Source organism: Halomonas organivorans (genome assembly GCF_014192055.1).
Classification (GTDB): Bacteria; Pseudomonadota; Gammaproteobacteria; order Pseudomonadales; family Halomonadaceae; genus Halomonas; species Halomonas organivorans.
This window is the reverse complement of record NZ_JACHXM010000012.1, coordinates 82,097-97,493: the sequence shown is the minus strand read 5'-3', so window position 1 is coordinate 97,493 and position 15,397 is coordinate 82,097. Positions and strand designations below refer to the sequence as shown.

At 62.7% G+C, this 15,397-nt stretch carries 12 protein-coding genes and 1 pseudogene; 5 read left to right on the top strand and 8 right to left on the bottom strand.

Annotation, left to right across the window (positions count from 1 at the left end; all coding sequences use genetic code 11):
• Positions 1-198: 198 nt before the first annotated feature.
• Complete coding sequence (gene gmhB / locus FHR96_RS13080) at positions 199-765, top strand: D-glycero-beta-D-manno-heptose 1,7-bisphosphate 7-phosphatase (RefSeq protein ID WP_183388129.1); 567 nt, start codon at positions 199-201, stop codon at positions 763-765.
• 203 nt (positions 766-968) lie between these two features.
• On the opposite strand, the gene gyrB is transcribed toward gmhB, so the two are convergent.
• The 4 genes and pseudogenes from gyrB to dnaA all read right to left on the bottom strand — a co-directional run bounded on the left by gyrB (position 969) and on the right by dnaA (position 7,179).
• Positions 969-3,389, bottom strand: a complete 2,421-nt coding sequence (gene gyrB, locus FHR96_RS13075; protein WP_183388128.1) for a DNA topoisomerase (ATP-hydrolyzing) subunit B — start codon at positions 3,387-3,389, stop codon at positions 969-971.
• An 11-nt stretch (positions 3,390-3,400) separates the two neighbouring features.
• Positions 3,401-4,465, bottom strand: a pseudogene (recF, locus tag FHR96_RS13070) (DNA replication/repair protein RecF); the annotation flags it as partial.
• A 69-nt stretch (positions 4,466-4,534) separates the two neighbouring features.
• A complete protein-coding gene (gene dnaN, locus FHR96_RS13065; protein ID WP_183388126.1) occupies positions 4,535-5,638 on the bottom strand; it encodes a DNA polymerase III subunit beta in 1,104 nt (367 codons plus the stop codon).
• Positions 5,639-5,709: 71 nt separating this feature from the next.
• The gene (dnaA, locus tag FHR96_RS13060) at positions 5,710-7,179 is read right to left on the bottom strand and encodes a chromosomal replication initiator protein DnaA (RefSeq protein WP_183388125.1); all 1,470 of its coding nucleotides are present in this window, start codon (positions 7,177-7,179) and stop codon (positions 5,710-5,712) included.
• Between the two features lie 516 nt (positions 7,180-7,695).
• Between dnaA and rpmH the strand changes: the two genes are divergently transcribed.
• The 4 genes from rpmH (at position 7,696) to mnmE (ending at position 11,605) form a co-directional block, all read left to right on the top strand.
• On the top strand, positions 7,696-7,830 hold the full coding sequence (gene rpmH / locus FHR96_RS13055) for a 50S ribosomal protein L34 (protein WP_008959105.1): 135 nt from the start codon (positions 7,696-7,698) through the stop codon (positions 7,828-7,830).
• Between the two features lie 11 nt (positions 7,831-7,841).
• Complete coding sequence (gene rnpA, locus FHR96_RS13050) at positions 7,842-8,234, top strand: ribonuclease P protein component (protein WP_183388124.1); 393 nt, start codon at positions 7,842-7,844, stop codon at positions 8,232-8,234.
• A gap of 206 nt (positions 8,235-8,440) precedes the next feature.
• On the top strand, positions 8,441-10,120 hold the full coding sequence (yidC, locus tag FHR96_RS13045) for a membrane protein insertase YidC (RefSeq protein WP_183388123.1): 1,680 nt from the start codon (positions 8,441-8,443) through the stop codon (positions 10,118-10,120).
• A gap of 114 nt (positions 10,121-10,234) precedes the next feature.
• Positions 10,235-11,605: a tRNA uridine-5-carboxymethylaminomethyl(34) synthesis GTPase MnmE gene (gene mnmE / locus FHR96_RS13040; protein WP_183388121.1), complete on the top strand. Its 1,371-nt coding sequence runs from the start codon at positions 10,235-10,237 to the stop codon at positions 11,603-11,605.
• Positions 11,606-11,741: 136 nt separating this feature from the next.
• On the opposite strand, the gene FHR96_RS13035 is transcribed toward mnmE, so the two are convergent.
• From FHR96_RS13035 to rdgB, 4 genes are all read right to left on the bottom strand, one after another.
• Positions 11,742-12,584, bottom strand: coding sequence for a 23S rRNA (adenine(2030)-N(6))-methyltransferase RlmJ (locus tag FHR96_RS13035; protein ID WP_183388120.1), 843 nt, complete (start codon positions 12,582-12,584; stop codon positions 11,742-11,744).
• Between the two features lie 82 nt (positions 12,585-12,666).
• Complete coding sequence (locus tag FHR96_RS13030; RefSeq protein WP_183388119.1) at positions 12,667-13,338, bottom strand: YiaD family glycine zipper/OmpA-like lipoprotein; 672 nt, start codon at positions 13,336-13,338, stop codon at positions 12,667-12,669.
• A 37-nt stretch (positions 13,339-13,375) separates the two neighbouring features.
• Positions 13,376-14,548, bottom strand: coding sequence for a radical SAM family heme chaperone HemW (gene hemW, locus FHR96_RS13025; protein WP_183388118.1), 1,173 nt, complete (start codon positions 14,546-14,548; stop codon positions 13,376-13,378).
• The gene (gene rdgB, locus FHR96_RS13020; protein ID WP_183388117.1) at positions 14,545-15,153 is read right to left on the bottom strand and encodes an RdgB/HAM1 family non-canonical purine NTP pyrophosphatase; all 609 of its coding nucleotides are present in this window, start codon (positions 15,151-15,153) and stop codon (positions 14,545-14,547) included. The genes hemW and rdgB overlap by 4 nt, the downstream gene beginning before the upstream one ends.
• Between the last annotated feature and the right edge of the window lie 244 nt (positions 15,154-15,397).

Below are 15,397 nucleotides of genomic sequence, written 5' to 3'. Positions count from 1 at the left end.
TGCGGGCTGCGGGCTGCGGGCTGCGGGCTGCGGGCTGCGGGCTGCGGGCTGCGGGCTGCGGGCTGCGGGCTGCGGGCTGCGGGCTGCGGGCTGCGAAGATCTTCCAGCGACGGACGCAGTCCAGGCAAGCTTGGCATTGCCTGTTCCACGTGAAACACTTCCGACTCAGACTACCTAGCATCTTGCCTGGAGCGCGATATGCCGCTTGCCGAGAAACTCGTCATCCTCGATCGCGATGGCGTGATCAATCAGGATTCCGACGACTATGTGAAGTCCCTCGACGAGTTCCTGCCCTACCCACAGGCCATCACGGCCATTGCTCGGCTCTCCCAGGCGGGATGGACGGTGGTGGTGGCCACCAACCAGTCCGGGATCGCCCGCGGGTACTACGACGAAGCCACGCTGGCGGCAATGCACGAACGGCTGAACACCCTCGTCGCGGATGCCGGCGGCCAGATCGCCGCCATTGCCCACTGCCCACATGGCCCCAGCGATGGCTGCGAGTGCCGTAAGCCGCTGCCAGGTCTACTCAAGCGACTGGGCGCGGAGCTCGGTATCGAGGACCTGACGGGAGGCTGGATGGTCGGTGACAGCCTGCGCGACCTTGAGGCCGGCGAAGCGGTCGGCTGCCATCCGGTGCTGGTGCGCACCGGCAAGGGAGAGCGTACCCTTGCCAAGTATCCCGAGCTGACCAGCGATGGCCGGACATCGCTGTTCGACGACCTGGCCGCCTTCGTCGACTGGCTGCTCGAAAAGCAGCTGTAGGCTGCGGGCTGCGGGCTGCGGGCTGCGGGCTGCGGGCTGCGGGCTGCGGGCTGCGGGCTGCGGGCTGCGGGCTGCGAATCAGCAGCATGGATTCGACCTCCATAACAGAAAACCCCGAAGGCTGAACCTTCGGGGTTTTCTTGTCGCTCGACGCCTGCAGCCCTGTGCTAGTCGCGTTTCACGTGAAACATCGCCTCGCCCGGTTAGACGTCGAGGTTGGCGACCAGGGCGTTACGTTCGATGAAGTCGCGGCGCGGCTCAACCTCGTCGCCCATCAATGTGTTGAACATCATGTCGGCGGCCACGGCATCCTCGATGGACACTCGCAGCATGCGGCGCGTTTCCGGATCCATGGTCGTTTCCCAGAGCTGATCGGGGTTCATCTCACCCAGCCCCTTGTAGCGCTGAATCGAGAGGCCGCGTTGCGCCTCGCTCATCAGCCACTCCAGGGCATCGTAGAAACTGCCAATGGGGTGCTGACGCTCGCTACGGGCCACGAAGGCGCCCTCCTCGACCAGCCCGTCGAGGGTCTCCCCCAGACTGGCGATGGCACGATAATCGGCGCTGGTGAAGAAATCGACGCCCCAGACATAGTCGGTAGTCACGCCATGGGCGGTCAGGCTCACCGCAGGCAGATGGAAGCCACGCTCGCTGTCTTCCTCCAGACGGAAGGTATAGCGAGGGCCACCCTCGTAGGCCACCAGGGCATCCATTTCAGCCTGGAGATGTTCGATCCAGTTCTGCATGGTGACGCGATCGCGCAGGCTCTCCTCGCCGTCGAGGTGCGCCGCGTGAACGATCTTGCGCAGCACCACATCGGGGTAGACACGCGACAAGCGATCGATCCGGCGCATCACGTCACGATATTGGTCCACCAGCGCCTGTAGCTGCTCGCCGGCAATTCCCGGGGCATCGGCATTCACATGGAGGCGCGCGCCATCCATGGCGGTAGTGGTCAGATAGTCGGTAAGTGCTTGTTCGTCCTTGAGATAGCTCTCCTGCTTGCCACGCTTGATCTTGTAGAGCGGCGGCTGTGCGATGAACACATGACCGCGCTCGATCAGCTGGGACATCTGCCGGAAGAAGAAGGTCAGCAGCAGGGTGCGGATGTGCGAGCCGTCGACGTCCGCATCGGTCATGATGATGATGGAGTGATAGCGCAGCTTGTCGGGATTGAATTCCTCACGACCGATGCCGCAGCCGAGCGCGGTGATCAGCGTTCCCACCTCGGCCGACGACAGCATCTTGTCGAAGCGCGCCTTTTCGACATTGAGGATCTTGCCCTTGAGGGGAAGGATCGCCTGGGTCCGCCGATCGCGTCCCTGCTTGGCACTGCCGCCTGCCGAGTCACCCTCCACCAGGAACAGTTCCGACAGGCTAGGATCCTTCTCCTGACAGTCCGCCAGTTTGCCGGGCAGCCCGGCAATGTCCAGGGCTCCCTTGCGCCGGGTCATGTCACGCGCCTTGCGTGCCGCCTCACGGGCCCGAGCCGCATCCAGCATCTTGTTGACGATGGCCTTGGCTTCATTGGGCCGCTCGACCAGGTATTCCGAGAGCTGACGGCCCATCTCCTGCTCGACGGCGGTCTTCACCTCTGAGGAGACCAGCTTGTCCTTCGTCTGGGAGGAGAACTTGGGATCCGGCACCTTGACCGAGATGATCGCGGTCAGGCCTTCCCGGGCATCGTCGCCGGAAGTATTGACCTTGGCCTTCTTGAGCAGCCCCTCGGCATCGATGTAGTGATTCAGGCTTCGCGTCAGCGCGGCGCGGAAGCCGGCCAGGTGCGTACCACCGTCCCGTTGAGGGATGTTGTTGGTATAGCAGAAAATATTCTCTGCAAAGGTGTCGTTCCACTGCATCGCCACCTCGACGCCGACCCCGTCCTCGCGCTCCACATTGAAGTGAAACACGGGATTGAGCACCGTCTTGTTGGTGTTCAGGTGATCGACGAATGCCTTGAGACCGCCCTCATAGTGGAACAGCTCTTCCTTGCCGCTGCGCTCGTCCATCAGTCGGATGGCCACGCCGGAGTTGAGGAAGGAGAGTTCGCGCAGTCGCTTGGCCAGCACATCGTAGTGGAACTCGATGTTATGGAAAGTTTCGGGGGAAGGCTTGAAGTGCACCCGGCTGCCGGTTTGCTCGGTCTTGCCGACCACACCGAGAGGCGCCTGCGGCACGCCATGGCGATACACCTGCTCGTGCACCTGCCCGTTACGCCAGATGGTCAACTTGAGCTCTTCGGACAGGGCGTTGACCACCGAGACGCCGACGCCGTGCAGACCACCGGATACCTTGTAGGAGTTGTCATCGAACTTGCCGCCAGCATGCAGCACCGTCATGATCACCTCGGCCGCCGACACGCCCTCTTCCTCGTGCACGTCGGTAGGAATACCGCGACCGTTGTCGCTGACGGTGATCGACTCGTCGGGATGGATAACCACCCGGATCTCGCTACAGAATCCTGCCAGGGCCTCATCGATGGAGTTGTCCACCAGCTCGAACACCATGTGGTGCAGGCCTGTCCCATCGTCGGTATCGCCGATGTACATGCCGGGCCGCTTGCGTACCGCATCCAGCCCCTTGAGGACCTTGATGCTCGATGAGTCGTAAGCCTGTTCGCTCATTGACTACTCCGTCATGAAGTCTGTCTGTCCGTTGGCAGCAGCTGCCCCTGCCCCGAATCGGTGCGTTTCACGTGAAACATCGCCACCGGCGTCTGCGTGCTCCACGAGCCGGCCAGAGCCTCCGGGTCGACACTAGTGATGAATGCCTGACAGCGCATTTTCTCCAACCAGGCGCAGAAAACCCGGCGGTGCGCCTGGTCCAGTTCAGCGGGAAGATCATCGATCAGATAAATGCAGGACTGGCCAGTGGCCTGTTCCAGCAGCCGCCCCTGGGCCAGCTTGAGAGCACTCACCACCAGCTTCTGCTGGCCTCGCGACAGCACCTCGACGGCCGGCCGCTTTTCGAGGCGAATACCCAAGTCGGCCCGTTGGGGCCCCTGCTGAGTGAACCCCATTTGACGATCGGTCTCTCTTCCCTGATGCAGCACCTCCGCCAGGGGGCGCTTGCGGTCCCATCCTCGTGAGTAACGCAGGCTCAGGCCAGGAAGCTCGATCAGCCCGGCAAGGGTCTCGCTGAATACCGGTTGGAAATCCGCCATCCATTCACGTCGCAAGGCATCCATCCGTTCGCCCCACAGCACCAGCTCCTGCTCCCAGGCATCCAGTGAAGCATCGTGCATTCTACCATGCCTGAGCAGGGCATTCCGATGCTTGAGGGCTCGTCGATAGCGCCGCCATGCATCGAGAAAGTCGTGTTTCACGTGAAACACTCCCCAGTCGAGAAACTCGCGGCGGCCAGACGGAGATCCCTCGAGCAAGCGAAATGCATCCGGATTGATCAGCTGCAATGGCAATACCTCGACCAGCCCGGAAAGGCGTTCCAGCCGCTCACCGCCAAGGCGCAGCTCGAGTTCGTCGGCGTCTCGATGGCGGCGCACACCGATCGGCAAGGGAGGAGTGCCCATCAGGCGCCCATGGAGGGTCAGGCTCTCGGCTTCATGGGAGATGGCATGGCGCAGCCGCCTCGTGCGGAAGGAGCGCCCCATGCCCAACACGTGAATGCCTTCCAGCAGGCTGGTCTTGCCGCTGCCGTTGGCACCCACGAAGATATTGATCCCAGGCCCTGGGCTGAACTCCAGGGCCTGGAGGTTACGCAAACCCTGGAAGACGAGACGATCTAGGGGCATGCAGAATCGACGGTAGCGTCAGAGGCGCATCGGCATGACGACATAGAGCGCATCGCCACCACCCGGCTCTTCCATCACCGCACTGCTATTGGGGTCGGCCAAGGTCATCTGCACCCGATCCTCGTCAAGCACGTTGAGAACGTCCACCAGGTAGCCGACGTTGAAGCCGATCTCCATGGCCGGGCCAGCATACTCGATGCCCACGTTTTCCTCGGCCTCCTCCTGCTCGGGGTTATTGGCCATCACCCGCAGGTTGCCTTCCTCGAGATTGAGACGCACCCCACGATATTTCTCGTTGGAAAGGATGGCGGTACGCGACAGCACCTGGCGCAATTCGGCACGCTCGGCGATAAATACCTTGTCGCCGCCACGGGGCACCACCCGTTCGTAGTCGGGGAACTTGCCGTCGACCAGCTTGGACGTGAAGGTAAAGTCGCCGGTGTGGGCACGAATGTGGGTGGCACCGAGGGTCAGGCTGACCGGCTCTTCTCCGTCGTCCAGCAGTCGCACCAGCTCGAGCACCCCTTTACGCGGCACGATCAATTTCTGGGACGGCTCCACCTGAATATCGGCCGGCCGGGAACAGACGGCCAGGCGGTGGCCATCGGTCGCCACGGTACGCACCAGGTTACTGGCGAATTCCAGCAGCATGCCATTGAGATAGTAGCGTACATCCTGCTGCGCCATGGCGAAGGAGGTCGCGTCGATGAGATGCTTGAGAGTGCCACGTGGCAGGCTCAACTCGACGCTACTCTGGCCGTCTTCGATGCTGGGGAATTCAGCGACCGGCAGAGTCGACAGGGTGAAACGCGAGCGGCCGCTGCGCAGAACCGCCCTGCCCTCTTCCACGGACAGCTGAATCTCGGCCTGATCGGGCAATGACTTGCAGATGTCCATCAGCTTGCGGGCCGGCACGGTGATGCCGCCGGGCTGCTCCACTTGACTCGCCACGGTGCGCCCGATCAGCTCGACCTCGAGGTCGGTACCGGTCAACGAGACTTGATCCTGCTCGACCTGGATCAGCACGTTCGACAGCACCGGCAGGGTCTGGCGGCGCTCCACCACGCCGGCGACCAGCGCCAGGGGGCGCAGCAGCGCTTCACGGGAGATGGAAAATTTCATGTCGACTCCACTTCTCTTGTCCTGGAGGAATTGAGGCCGGCGACCCGACCGGTCGATCGCATATGAGAGAATCAGCTGGTCAATAGACGCAGTAGATTCTTGTAATCCTCGCGGATATCCGCGTTCTCTTCCTGAAGCGCCTGCACCTTGCGGCAGGCATGCAGCACGGTGGTGTGATCCCGACCGCCGAAGGCGTCACCGATTTCCGGCAGGCTATGATTGGTCAGTTCCTTGGCCAACGCCATGGCGACCTGCCGAGGCCGAGCCACAGAGCGCGAGCGGCGCTTGGAGAGCAGATCGGCAAGCTTGATCTTGTAGTACTCGGCCACGGTGCGCTGGATATTGTCGACGCCAACCTGCTTGTCCTGGAGGGCCAGCAGGTCCTTGAGCGATTCGCGGATGAAGTCCTGGGTGATCGGCTTGCCCATGAAGTGGGAGTCGGCGATGACCTTCTTGAGTGCGCCTTCCAGCTCGCGGACGTTGGAGCGGATCTTCTGGGCGATGAAGAAGGCCGCATCATGAGGCAGGTCGACCTTGGCCTGATCGGCCTTCTTCATCAGGATCGCCACCCGGGTCTCCAGCTCCGGCGGCTCGATGGCGACCGTGAGCCCCCAACCGAAGCGGGACTTGAGCCGCTCCTCGACCCCGCTGATCTCCTTGGGATAGCGGTCCGAGGTCAGGATCATCTGCTGCCCCCCCTCGAGCAAGGCGTTGAAGGTGTGGAAGAACTCCTCCTGCGAACGCTCCTTGCCGGCGAAGAACTGGATATCATCGATCAGCAGCGCATCGACACTGCGATAGAAGCGCTTGAAATCGTTGATGGCATTAAGCTGCAGCGCCTTGACCATGTCGGCGACGAATCGCTCCGAGTGCAGGTAGACGACCCGGGCATTCTCCCGCCGCCCTGCCAGGGCATTGCCAACCGCATGCATCAAGTGGGTCTTGCCGAGACCGACACCGCCATAGAGGAACAGCGGGTTGTAGGCGCCGCCGGGATTCTCCGACACCTGGCGCGAGGCGGCCCGAGCCAGCTGGTTGGACTTGCCCTCGACGAAGGTCTCGAAAGTGAAGTTGGGATTGAGGCCGCTATTGTGCTTGAGACTACCCTCGACCTGCACCTGGCGCTCACCACCAGGCCGTCGAGCGGGCTCCGCCCCTTCGTCACGAAGCCGTTCGATCTCACTCTCGTCGGCGACATCCCCGCGCGGAGGCGTACGCACCGCCGGAGCACGCGGCGCGGCGGACACCGGATCGCCCAGCTCGCGGGGCTGCGGGGCAGGCGCCGCAGCGGCTCGGCGACTCCCCACGGTCAACACCACCTTGGGGGGCTTGGCAGGGGCGAGCTCGCGCATGAGCTCGCTGATCCGCTTGGCATACTTGTCACTCACCCAATCGCGCACGAAACGGTTGGGAGCCAGCAGCCGCAGCTGGTTGGCTTCCCCTTCCTCCGCCTGCAGCGGACGGATCCAGGTATTGAACTGCTGGGAACTCAGTTCGTCCTGCAGGGTATCGAGACACTGTTGCCAGAGAGCGAGCGACACGCGACCTCACCATTGGGTTGAAGAACGACCGGGCATTGTATCGTGCGATTGCCAGGTTATCCACATGAACCCAAGATTCCACCACGCCTGTGGATAATATGGCCTGGAAGCGCGGGAGAGAATGCGTGACACCTGGGAACAACCTCCGGCCTGTGGATAATGTCCGCAGACGTACACCGCTCCTCCACGGGGCCTCCACCTTTTTCCAATAGCCTATCCACACCAGATTGAATCGCTTAATTATTTGTATTTTAATTGAAAATCATGCTTATCCACAAAATCCTTCCCCATTAATAATAACAGGGTTTAATAAAAAGACTTATTTAGTAACTGTAGTAGCCATATGGGCCGATCATGGCCGGTGCCGCCGCTGGCGTCGCCAAGGAAAAATTGCGCCGCGGGCACAAAATCACTACAATTTCCGGTCCTGAGCCGAATCTACCCGGATTCCCCACCGGAACCCGGGCGCCTCTGAATCGCCGATTTGTTCCAAAAACCACGTGGGAATAACGAGTTATGAAACGCACCTTTCAACCCAGCGTTCTCAAGCGCAAGCGCGCGCACGGCTTCCGTGCTCGTATGGCCACCAAGAACGGTCGTGCCGTCCTGGCACGTCGTCGTGCCAAGGGCCGCAAGCGCCTGAGCGCCTGAGCGCGGACCTCGTGTCCTGTCAGGGCTTTCCCCGGCGGCTGCGATTGCTGACCGCCGGGGACTATCGACGTGTCTTCGAGACGGCGGCCTTCAAGGTCCATGGCAAGGGATTAATGGCCCTGGCCTCGCCCAACCCCATGGGACATCCTCGCCTCGGGCTGATCTTCAGCAAGAAGAACGTGCGTCGAGCCGTCGACCGCAACCGTCTCAAGCGCCTGGCGCGCGAGTCCATCCGCCTGAGCCAGCATCGACTCCCTCCTGTGGATATCGTGCTGCTTGCCAGACGCGGCGTTCATGAACTCGATAACGCCACCGTCCATCGCCAGCTTCATGGCATGTGGCGACGGCTGGAACGCGAGGCTGCCAAGGCGGCGAAACATGATGCCCCTACGGCAAGTCAGTGATAATGCGCCTGCACACTGCTGTCGGCACCGCCAGGAGCCAACATGCGCATGATCATGCCAGACGCCCCCCTGCTTGACGCCGCCGCGCTTCCAAGGGACGCTCGGCGAGCCGACGATAGCCTGCCCTCGGCAGGCTTTTGCGTATGTCGGACCGTCGAGTGGCATCGTGCCATCGGATTGTTCACCACCCATCGAGCAGACCCCTCATGGATGTAAAACGACTCTTACTGCTGATTCCCCTGGCGGTCCTCGCCTACCTGATCGTCGTGCAGTGGAATCAGGATTACGGTCAGGTGGCTACCGCCCCCGAGGCCCCGGCCATTTCAAGCGCGGGCCAGGCGCCCTCGGCGTCTTCCGGCGATGATCTTTCGGTGCCTGCCAACCAGCAGGCGACGGCAGACATGGCCGGCAGCATTCCCGGCCAGGCCCCGGCCAGCAACAGTCGCGACCTGGTGGCCGTCGCCACCGACGTCCTGGACGTGCGCATCGATCCCCAGGGCGGCGACATCGTTTACGCCGCCCTCCCCCAGCATCAGTACGCCCTCGATTCCGGCCAGCCCTTCGTACTGCTCTCCGACAACCAGTCGCGCAGCTACGTGGCCCGCTCCGGCCTGCAGCTGGAAGGCCATCAGGGCCGCCTGACCTTTACCCCCGAACAGACCGAATACCGACTTGGAGATGGCGCGAACCAGTTGCAGGTTGACCTTACTGCCCAAGTCAACGGCGTCGACGTCATCAAGCGCTTCACCTTCGATCGCGACAGCTACGCGGTGAAGGTCGACTACCTCGTGGACAACCAGGGCGAGACCCCGGTCACGGCACGCTTCATCGGCCAACTGGTTCGCGACGACAGCAGCGACCCCTCGACCGGCCCGAAGATGGGCATGCGCTCCTATCTGGGCGCCGCCTACTCCACGCCCGAGGACAGCTACCTGAAGGTCGACTTCGAAGACATCAAGAACGGCAACTTCGAAAACCGCGACGTCGAAGGCGGCTGGGTCGCCATGATCCAGCACTACTTCACTTCGGCCTGGGCGCCGCCCCAGGACCAGAAGAACCTCTACTATGCGACCACCGACTCACAGGGACGCAACGTGGCGGCGTTCGCCGGAGCCTCGCAGAGCGTGGCCCCGGGCAGCGCCGCCGACCTGAGCGCCACCCTCTACATGGGTCCCAAGGTCCAGGATCGTCTCGAGGCGGTCGCTCCCCATCTGGAACTGACCGTCGACTTCGGCTGGCTGTGGTTCATCGCCAACCCGCTGTTCTGGCTGCTGGACCACATCCAGGACCTGATCGGCAACTGGGGCTGGTCGATCGTCATCCTGACCCTGCTGGTCAAGACCGCCCTGCTGCCGTTGTCCGCCAAGGCCTACAAGTCCATGGCACGGATGCGCAAGCTGGGTCCGGAGATGCAGCGCCTGAAGGAGCAGTACGGCGACGACCGCCAGAAGATGTCCCAGGAGATGATGAAGTTCTACCAGAAGGAGAAGATCAATCCTCTGGGCGGCTGTCTGCCGATCGTGGTGCAGATGCCGGTGTTCATCGCCCTGTACTGGATGCTGCTCGAGTCCGTGGAGCTGCGCCACGCACCCTTCATGTTCTGGATTCAGGACCTCTCGGTGAAGGATCCCTACTTCGTGCTGCCGATCCTGATGGGCGCCTCGATGTTCGTACAGCAGCTGCTGAACCCGACGCCGCCGGATCCGACCCAGGCGAAGATCATGAAGCTGCTGCCGGTGGTCTTCACATTCTTCTTCCTGTGGTTCCCGGCCGGTCTGGTGATCTACTGGGTGGTGAACAACATCACCTCCATTGCCCAGCAGTACTTCATCACGCGTCGGATCGAGGCCGATCCCAACGTCGGCAAGGGCATGAAGACGAAGTAACGGCAAGCCCCGTAGCGGCGTCTTCGCTCCTGCTCCAGACCCCCGCCTCGGCGGGGGTCTGGCGTTTGAGGGGCCGGATACGGACAATAGCGACGTCTCACCGAGGAGTCACCGATGGCCGAAAGCCTCTATCCACAGGACACCATTGCCGCCCTGGCTACGCCTCCCGGTCGTGGCGGCATAGGCATCATTCGCGTCTCAGGGCCCGCCTGCCGAGCGATCGCCGAGAGCCTGCTGGGACATTGCCCTGCACCGCGCTACGCCCTCTATGGCCCCTTCCGGGGCGAGCACGGCATGATCGACGAGGGGATCGCGCTGCTGTTCGAAGGGCCGAACTCATTCACCGGCGAGGACGTACTGGAGCTGCAAGGGCATGGCGGCCCGGTGCTCATGGATCTGCTGCTGGAGCACTGCGTGCGGCTGGGCGCTCGCCTCGCTCGTCCCGGCGAGTTCTCCGAGCGCGCCTTCCTCAACGACAAGCTGGACCTGGCCCAGGCCGAGGCGATCGCCGACCTGATCGAGGCCAGTTCGCGGGGCGCCGCCGAGAACGCCCTGCGCTCGCTGCAGGGTGAGTTCTCGCGGCGAGTCGAGACACTGGTCCAGCGTCTGATCGAGCTGCGCATGTACGTCGAGGCGGCCATCGACTTCCCCGAGGAGGAGATCGACTTCCTGGCCGATGGCCATGTGGCGGGCAAGCTGGCCGAGGTGCAGAACGAACTGGGCGAAGTGCGCGCTGCGGCAGCACAGGGGGCGCTGATGCGCGAGGGCATGAGCGTAGTGATTGCCGGTCGCCCCAACGCCGGCAAGTCCAGCCTGCTCAATGCACTCACCGCCCAGGAAACCGCCATCGTCACCGAGATCGAAGGCACCACCCGGGACGTGCTCCGCGAGCACATTCACCTGGACGGCATGCCGTTGCACGTCATCGACACCGCCGGCTTGCGCGATACCCCGGACGCCGTGGAACGCATCGGAGTCGCCCGAGCCTGGGAAGAAATCGCCAAGGCCGATCGAGTACTGCTGATGGTCGATGCCGCCACCACCGAGGCGCTCGATCCCATGGCCATCTGGCCAGAATTCGTCGAGCGCCTGGCGGACCCTTCTCGCCTGACCCTGGTTCGCAACAAGGTGGATACCAGCCACGAAACGCCCGGTCTCGACTTGTCCACAGCCACCCCGGTGGTGCGGCTGTCGGCGAAGACCGGCGAGGGTGTGGATAACCTGAAGGAGCATCTCAAGGCGATAATGGGATACTCGACGACCACCGAGGGACGCTTCTCGGCCCGGCGGCGTCATTTGGATGCCCTGGACCGCGCCGGACAGTCACTTTGTAACGGTGAGGCGCAGCTATCGGGTTACGGGGCCGGGGAGCTGCTCGCCGAAGACCTGCGCGACGCCCAGCAGGCGCTTGGGGAGATCACCGGCGAGTTCAGCGCCGACGACCTGCTGGGGGAGATCTTCGGCAGCTTCTGCATCGGCAAATAGGGCGCAGAAGTCGGGGCCTGACACCGGCTTTCCGCCCCCCCCGCCGGGCGAGATCCGCGGCAGCTCCTGCCTCGGCAAGCAAGCGAGTCGCTAGCGCCCGGCACACGCTCCGGCGTCGGGCATGCTCGCCACAATACTATTCTTCCACCCACCAGTCGCCGCGATGCCGGGCGGAGGGTCCCCACAGCGGCAGCAGCGCACCCATGGCCTCATTGATCCGCTCGCCGAGTCCCCAGGGCGGATTCACCACCAGCATGCCGCTGCCGTACATGCCGTGCCGCTCACCGGGATCGTCCAGCGTCAGTTCGCTGCGCCAGATCTTGCGCAGCCCGCCGTCGCGCAGGCTTTCCAACAGCACCTGATGGCGTCCGGCGGGCAACAGCGGGTACCAGATCATGACCACGGCATGGCGCACCTTGCGCATGGCCAAGAGCACGGTCTCGGCCACCTCTTCATACTCCGCCTTGCGCTCATAGCTGGGATCGATCAGCACGCAAAGCCGCGGCGTCTTGACGGGCAGTGCTGACAGCAGACCCGCCAGGCCATCCCCATGGACATACCTCACCCTGCTGGCAAAGGCCTGACCGGAAAGATGCTCGTGCTCTCCGGGATGCAGTTCGAACAAGCGCAGCTGGTCCTGTTCCCGAAGCCGATGCGATAACCACCAGGGAGAGCCAGGGTAGTGATCGAGCGAAGCACCGGATTGGGCTTCGGCCAGTGCGGCCAACCAAACATCCAGCAGAGGGGTGCCGGCAAGCCTCGAGCGGGCCTCCCATAGACGCGCGACACCGTCCTGGTACTCCTGTAGCCGTGCCGTCTCAGCTGCCGCCAGCGGATAGAGCCCGCGACCCGCATGAGTATCCATATACGTAATGGGTGTTTTTTTACGTAAAAGGTAATCGCCGACGGCATAAAGCGTCAGATGCTTGTGAACGTCGGCGAAGTTGCCGGCATGGTAGGCGTGCTGGTAGGAAAGCATGGCGGATATCGGGTATTCAGCAAGGAAAAGGCCCGCCCCCACGAGGGAGACGGGCCGGCGACGGGCGGCATGTGAGGCCTGATCAGCCCTGGTTGATGGGCGTCAGGGTGATCTCCACACGACGGTTCTGGGCCCGCCCGGATTCGGTCTCGTTGCTCGCTACCGGCTGGTTCTCGCCATAGCCGTTCATGTAGAGACGGTTGGATGCGACACCGGATTGCGAGAGGTAGCCGCCGACAGCCTGGGCACGGCGCTCAGAGAGACGCTGATTGTAGGCTGCATCGCCGGTGCTGTCGGTATGGCCGGCGATATTGACGCGCGTCTCCGGATATTGCGTCAGCACCGAGGACACGTCATTCAGGGCATTGCGCGCCTGCATGGTCAGCTCGCTGGAATCAAAGCCAAAGGTCACGCTGCTCGGCATGTTGAGGATGATGTCGTTGCCCTGTCGTTCGACACCGATACCGGTCCCTTCCATGCTTTGCCGCAGCTGCTCTTCCTGCTTGTCCATGTAGGCGCCGATACCGCCACCGGCGGCGGCCCCAACGGCGGCGCCGATCAGCGCGCGATCGCGTCGACTGGTGCTGCCGTCGCCACTGAGGGCCCCGGCGGCGGCACCGACCACGGCGCCGATGGCCGCTCCGGTACCGGTCTTGCTGCGCTGGGTCTGCCCGGAATAGGGGTCGGTGGTGGTACAGCCGACCAGCAGGACGGCGGCCGCCAGCGGCGCGATCATGCGAACGGTCTTGGTCATAATGTCGTCGACTCCATGTTGACGTATGGCAATGCGTCTAGCCCGTCTCATCGATCAGGGCCAGCAATTCATTCAAGAATAATAGACCCTGGGGTGAGGCTCGAAGCCTTTCCTCGTCTTCCACCAGAAGTCCTTTTTTGCTCGCCGCCTGGAGACAGGTCAGCAACCGATCGTCGGGGAGCCCCGTATGGGCCTTCCAGGTCGACAGAGGAACGCCCTCGACGAGTCTCAGCGCGTTCATCGCGAACTCCAGCGGCAGCTCTCGCGGCGCAATGGCTTCACGGCCAGCCAGGAAGCCGCGGGGATCATGCTGTCGGCGCAGATAGGAATTCGGCTGGCGGGTTTTCCAGCGCCGCTCTATGTCCAGGCCGGAATCGCTCCGACGGCTGAGCTTGCCATGAGCGCCGGCACCTATCCCGAGGTAGTCACCGAAGCACCAGTAGTTGAGATTATGCCGCGCCTGGCGGCCAGGCCGGGCGTAGGCGGAAATCTCATAGCGCTCGAGCCCTGCCGATTCCAATCTCTCGTGGCCAAGATCCTGGATGTCCCAGAGGATCTCTTCCTCGGGCAGCCGAGGTGGATGCGAATGAAATTCGGTATTCGGCTCCAGGGTCAGCTGATACCAGGACAGATGCTCGGGGGCCAGCGACAAGGCCGTCTCCAGGTCTGCGATGGCCAGCGCAGGCGTCTGACCCGGTAGGCCATGCATCAGGTCCAGGTTGAGGTTGTCGAACCCCGCCGCGCGCGCCTCACCAACCGCCGCAAGAGCGTCATCACCGCTATGGATGCGTCCAAGAGCGGTCAGTTGGGCGTGCTGAAAGCTCTGTACCCCGATCGAGAGGCGATTGATGCCTGCCTCGCGGTAGCCGGCAAAGCGACCGCGCTCCAGCGTCCCGGGATTGGCCTCCAGGGTGATCTCGATGTCCGCTGCCCAGGGCAGTCGCGCCGACACGGCTTCCAGCAATCGTCGATAGAAACCGTCCGACATCAGGCTGGGCGTACCGCCTCCGATGAAGATGCTGACCAGCTCTCGCCCCTCGGCCAGGGCGAGATCGGCCTCAAGATCGGCGATCAGCGCCGACAGATAGGCTTCTTCCGGCAGGCTCGCCGACGCACCCACGCCATGTGAATTGAAATCGCAGTAGGGGCATTTGCGCACGCACCAGGGAACGTGGACGTAGAGGGCGACAGGTGGCAACGGCATGCTCATGCTGACAGCGATCGAGCATCGAGCTGAGCGACCAGGGCACGCAAGGCTCGACCGCGATGGCTCAAACGATTCTTCTCTTCGGCAGAAAGCTCGGCGGCCGTCATGCCACGCTCAGGTATCCAGAACAGCGGATCGTAACCAAACCCACCATCACCACGCGCTTCAGTCAGAATGCTGCCATCCCAGCTCCGTTGAACGATCAGCGGGACGGGATCCTCCGCATGACGCAGCAGGACGAGGACACACCAATAGCGAGCGGTGCGCCTGTCGGCGGAGACTTCGCTCAGGGCCTCGAGCAGATGCGCGTTATTGCGCTCGTCATTTTTCGGCTCACCGGCGAAGCGTGCGGAATAGATTCCAGGACGCCCCTGCAGGGCATCCACGGCCAGCCCCGAATCGTCGGCCAGCGCCGGCAATCCACTGACACGGCTGGCTTCTCGAGCCTTGAGCAAGGCGTTCTCGACGAAGGTCAGCCCGGTTTCCTCGACGTCGGATACCGCGTAATCGGACTGGGGCCGGACCTCGAAGCCCAACGGTTCGAGCAAGCGCCCGAATTCGCGCAACTTGCCGACATTACCACTGGCTAGCACCAGGGGAGTATTCATTCGTGCACCTCGCCCATCATGTTCATGGGGACACATTCTAGGGGGAGGGGAGGAGGTAGAGGAAGGGAGTCAAGCCGGCACCGCTCGGATGTCTGGTGGATACAAAGGCAAGCGAGTCCAGACGGTGTGCAATTCGTCATATCCCCAGGATGAATAACTTCATACGCCACTAGGACAAATCGACTATAACACACTGATAATGCTGCGCTAGCTTATCAAAACTATCTCATGTAATAAAAAAAGA

Bases quoted from the DNA above. Each gene is read 5' to 3' on its own strand.
- dnaN (WP_183388126.1), bottom strand. From the start codon at position 5,638: ATGAAATTTTCCATCTCCCGTGAAGCGCTGCTGCGCCCCCTGGCGCTG.
- FHR96_RS13035 (WP_183388120.1), bottom strand. From the start codon at position 12,584: ATGCTTTCCTACCAGCACGCCTACCATGCCGGCAACTTCGCCGACGTT.
- rpmH (WP_008959105.1), top strand. From the start codon at position 7,696: ATGAAACGCACCTTTCAACCCAGCGTTCTCAAGCGCAAGCGCGCGCAC.
- FHR96_RS13030 (WP_183388119.1), bottom strand. From the start codon at position 13,338: ATGACCAAGACCGTTCGCATGATCGCGCCGCTGGCGGCCGCCGTCCTG.
- gmhB (WP_183388129.1), top strand. From the start codon at position 199: ATGCCGCTTGCCGAGAAACTCGTCATCCTCGATCGCGATGGCGTGATC.
- mnmE (WP_183388121.1), top strand. From the start codon at position 10,235: ATGGCCGAAAGCCTCTATCCACAGGACACCATTGCCGCCCTGGCTACG.
- gyrB (WP_183388128.1), bottom strand. From the start codon at position 3,389: ATGAGCGAACAGGCTTACGACTCATCGAGCATCAAGGTCCTCAAGGGG.
- rdgB (WP_183388117.1), bottom strand. From the start codon at position 15,153: ATGAATACTCCCCTGGTGCTAGCCAGTGGTAATGTCGGCAAGTTGCGC.
- yidC (WP_183388123.1), top strand. From the start codon at position 8,441: ATGGATGTAAAACGACTCTTACTGCTGATTCCCCTGGCGGTCCTCGCC.
- hemW (WP_183388118.1), bottom strand. From the start codon at position 14,548: ATGAGCATGCCGTTGCCACCTGTCGCCCTCTACGTCCACGTTCCCTGG.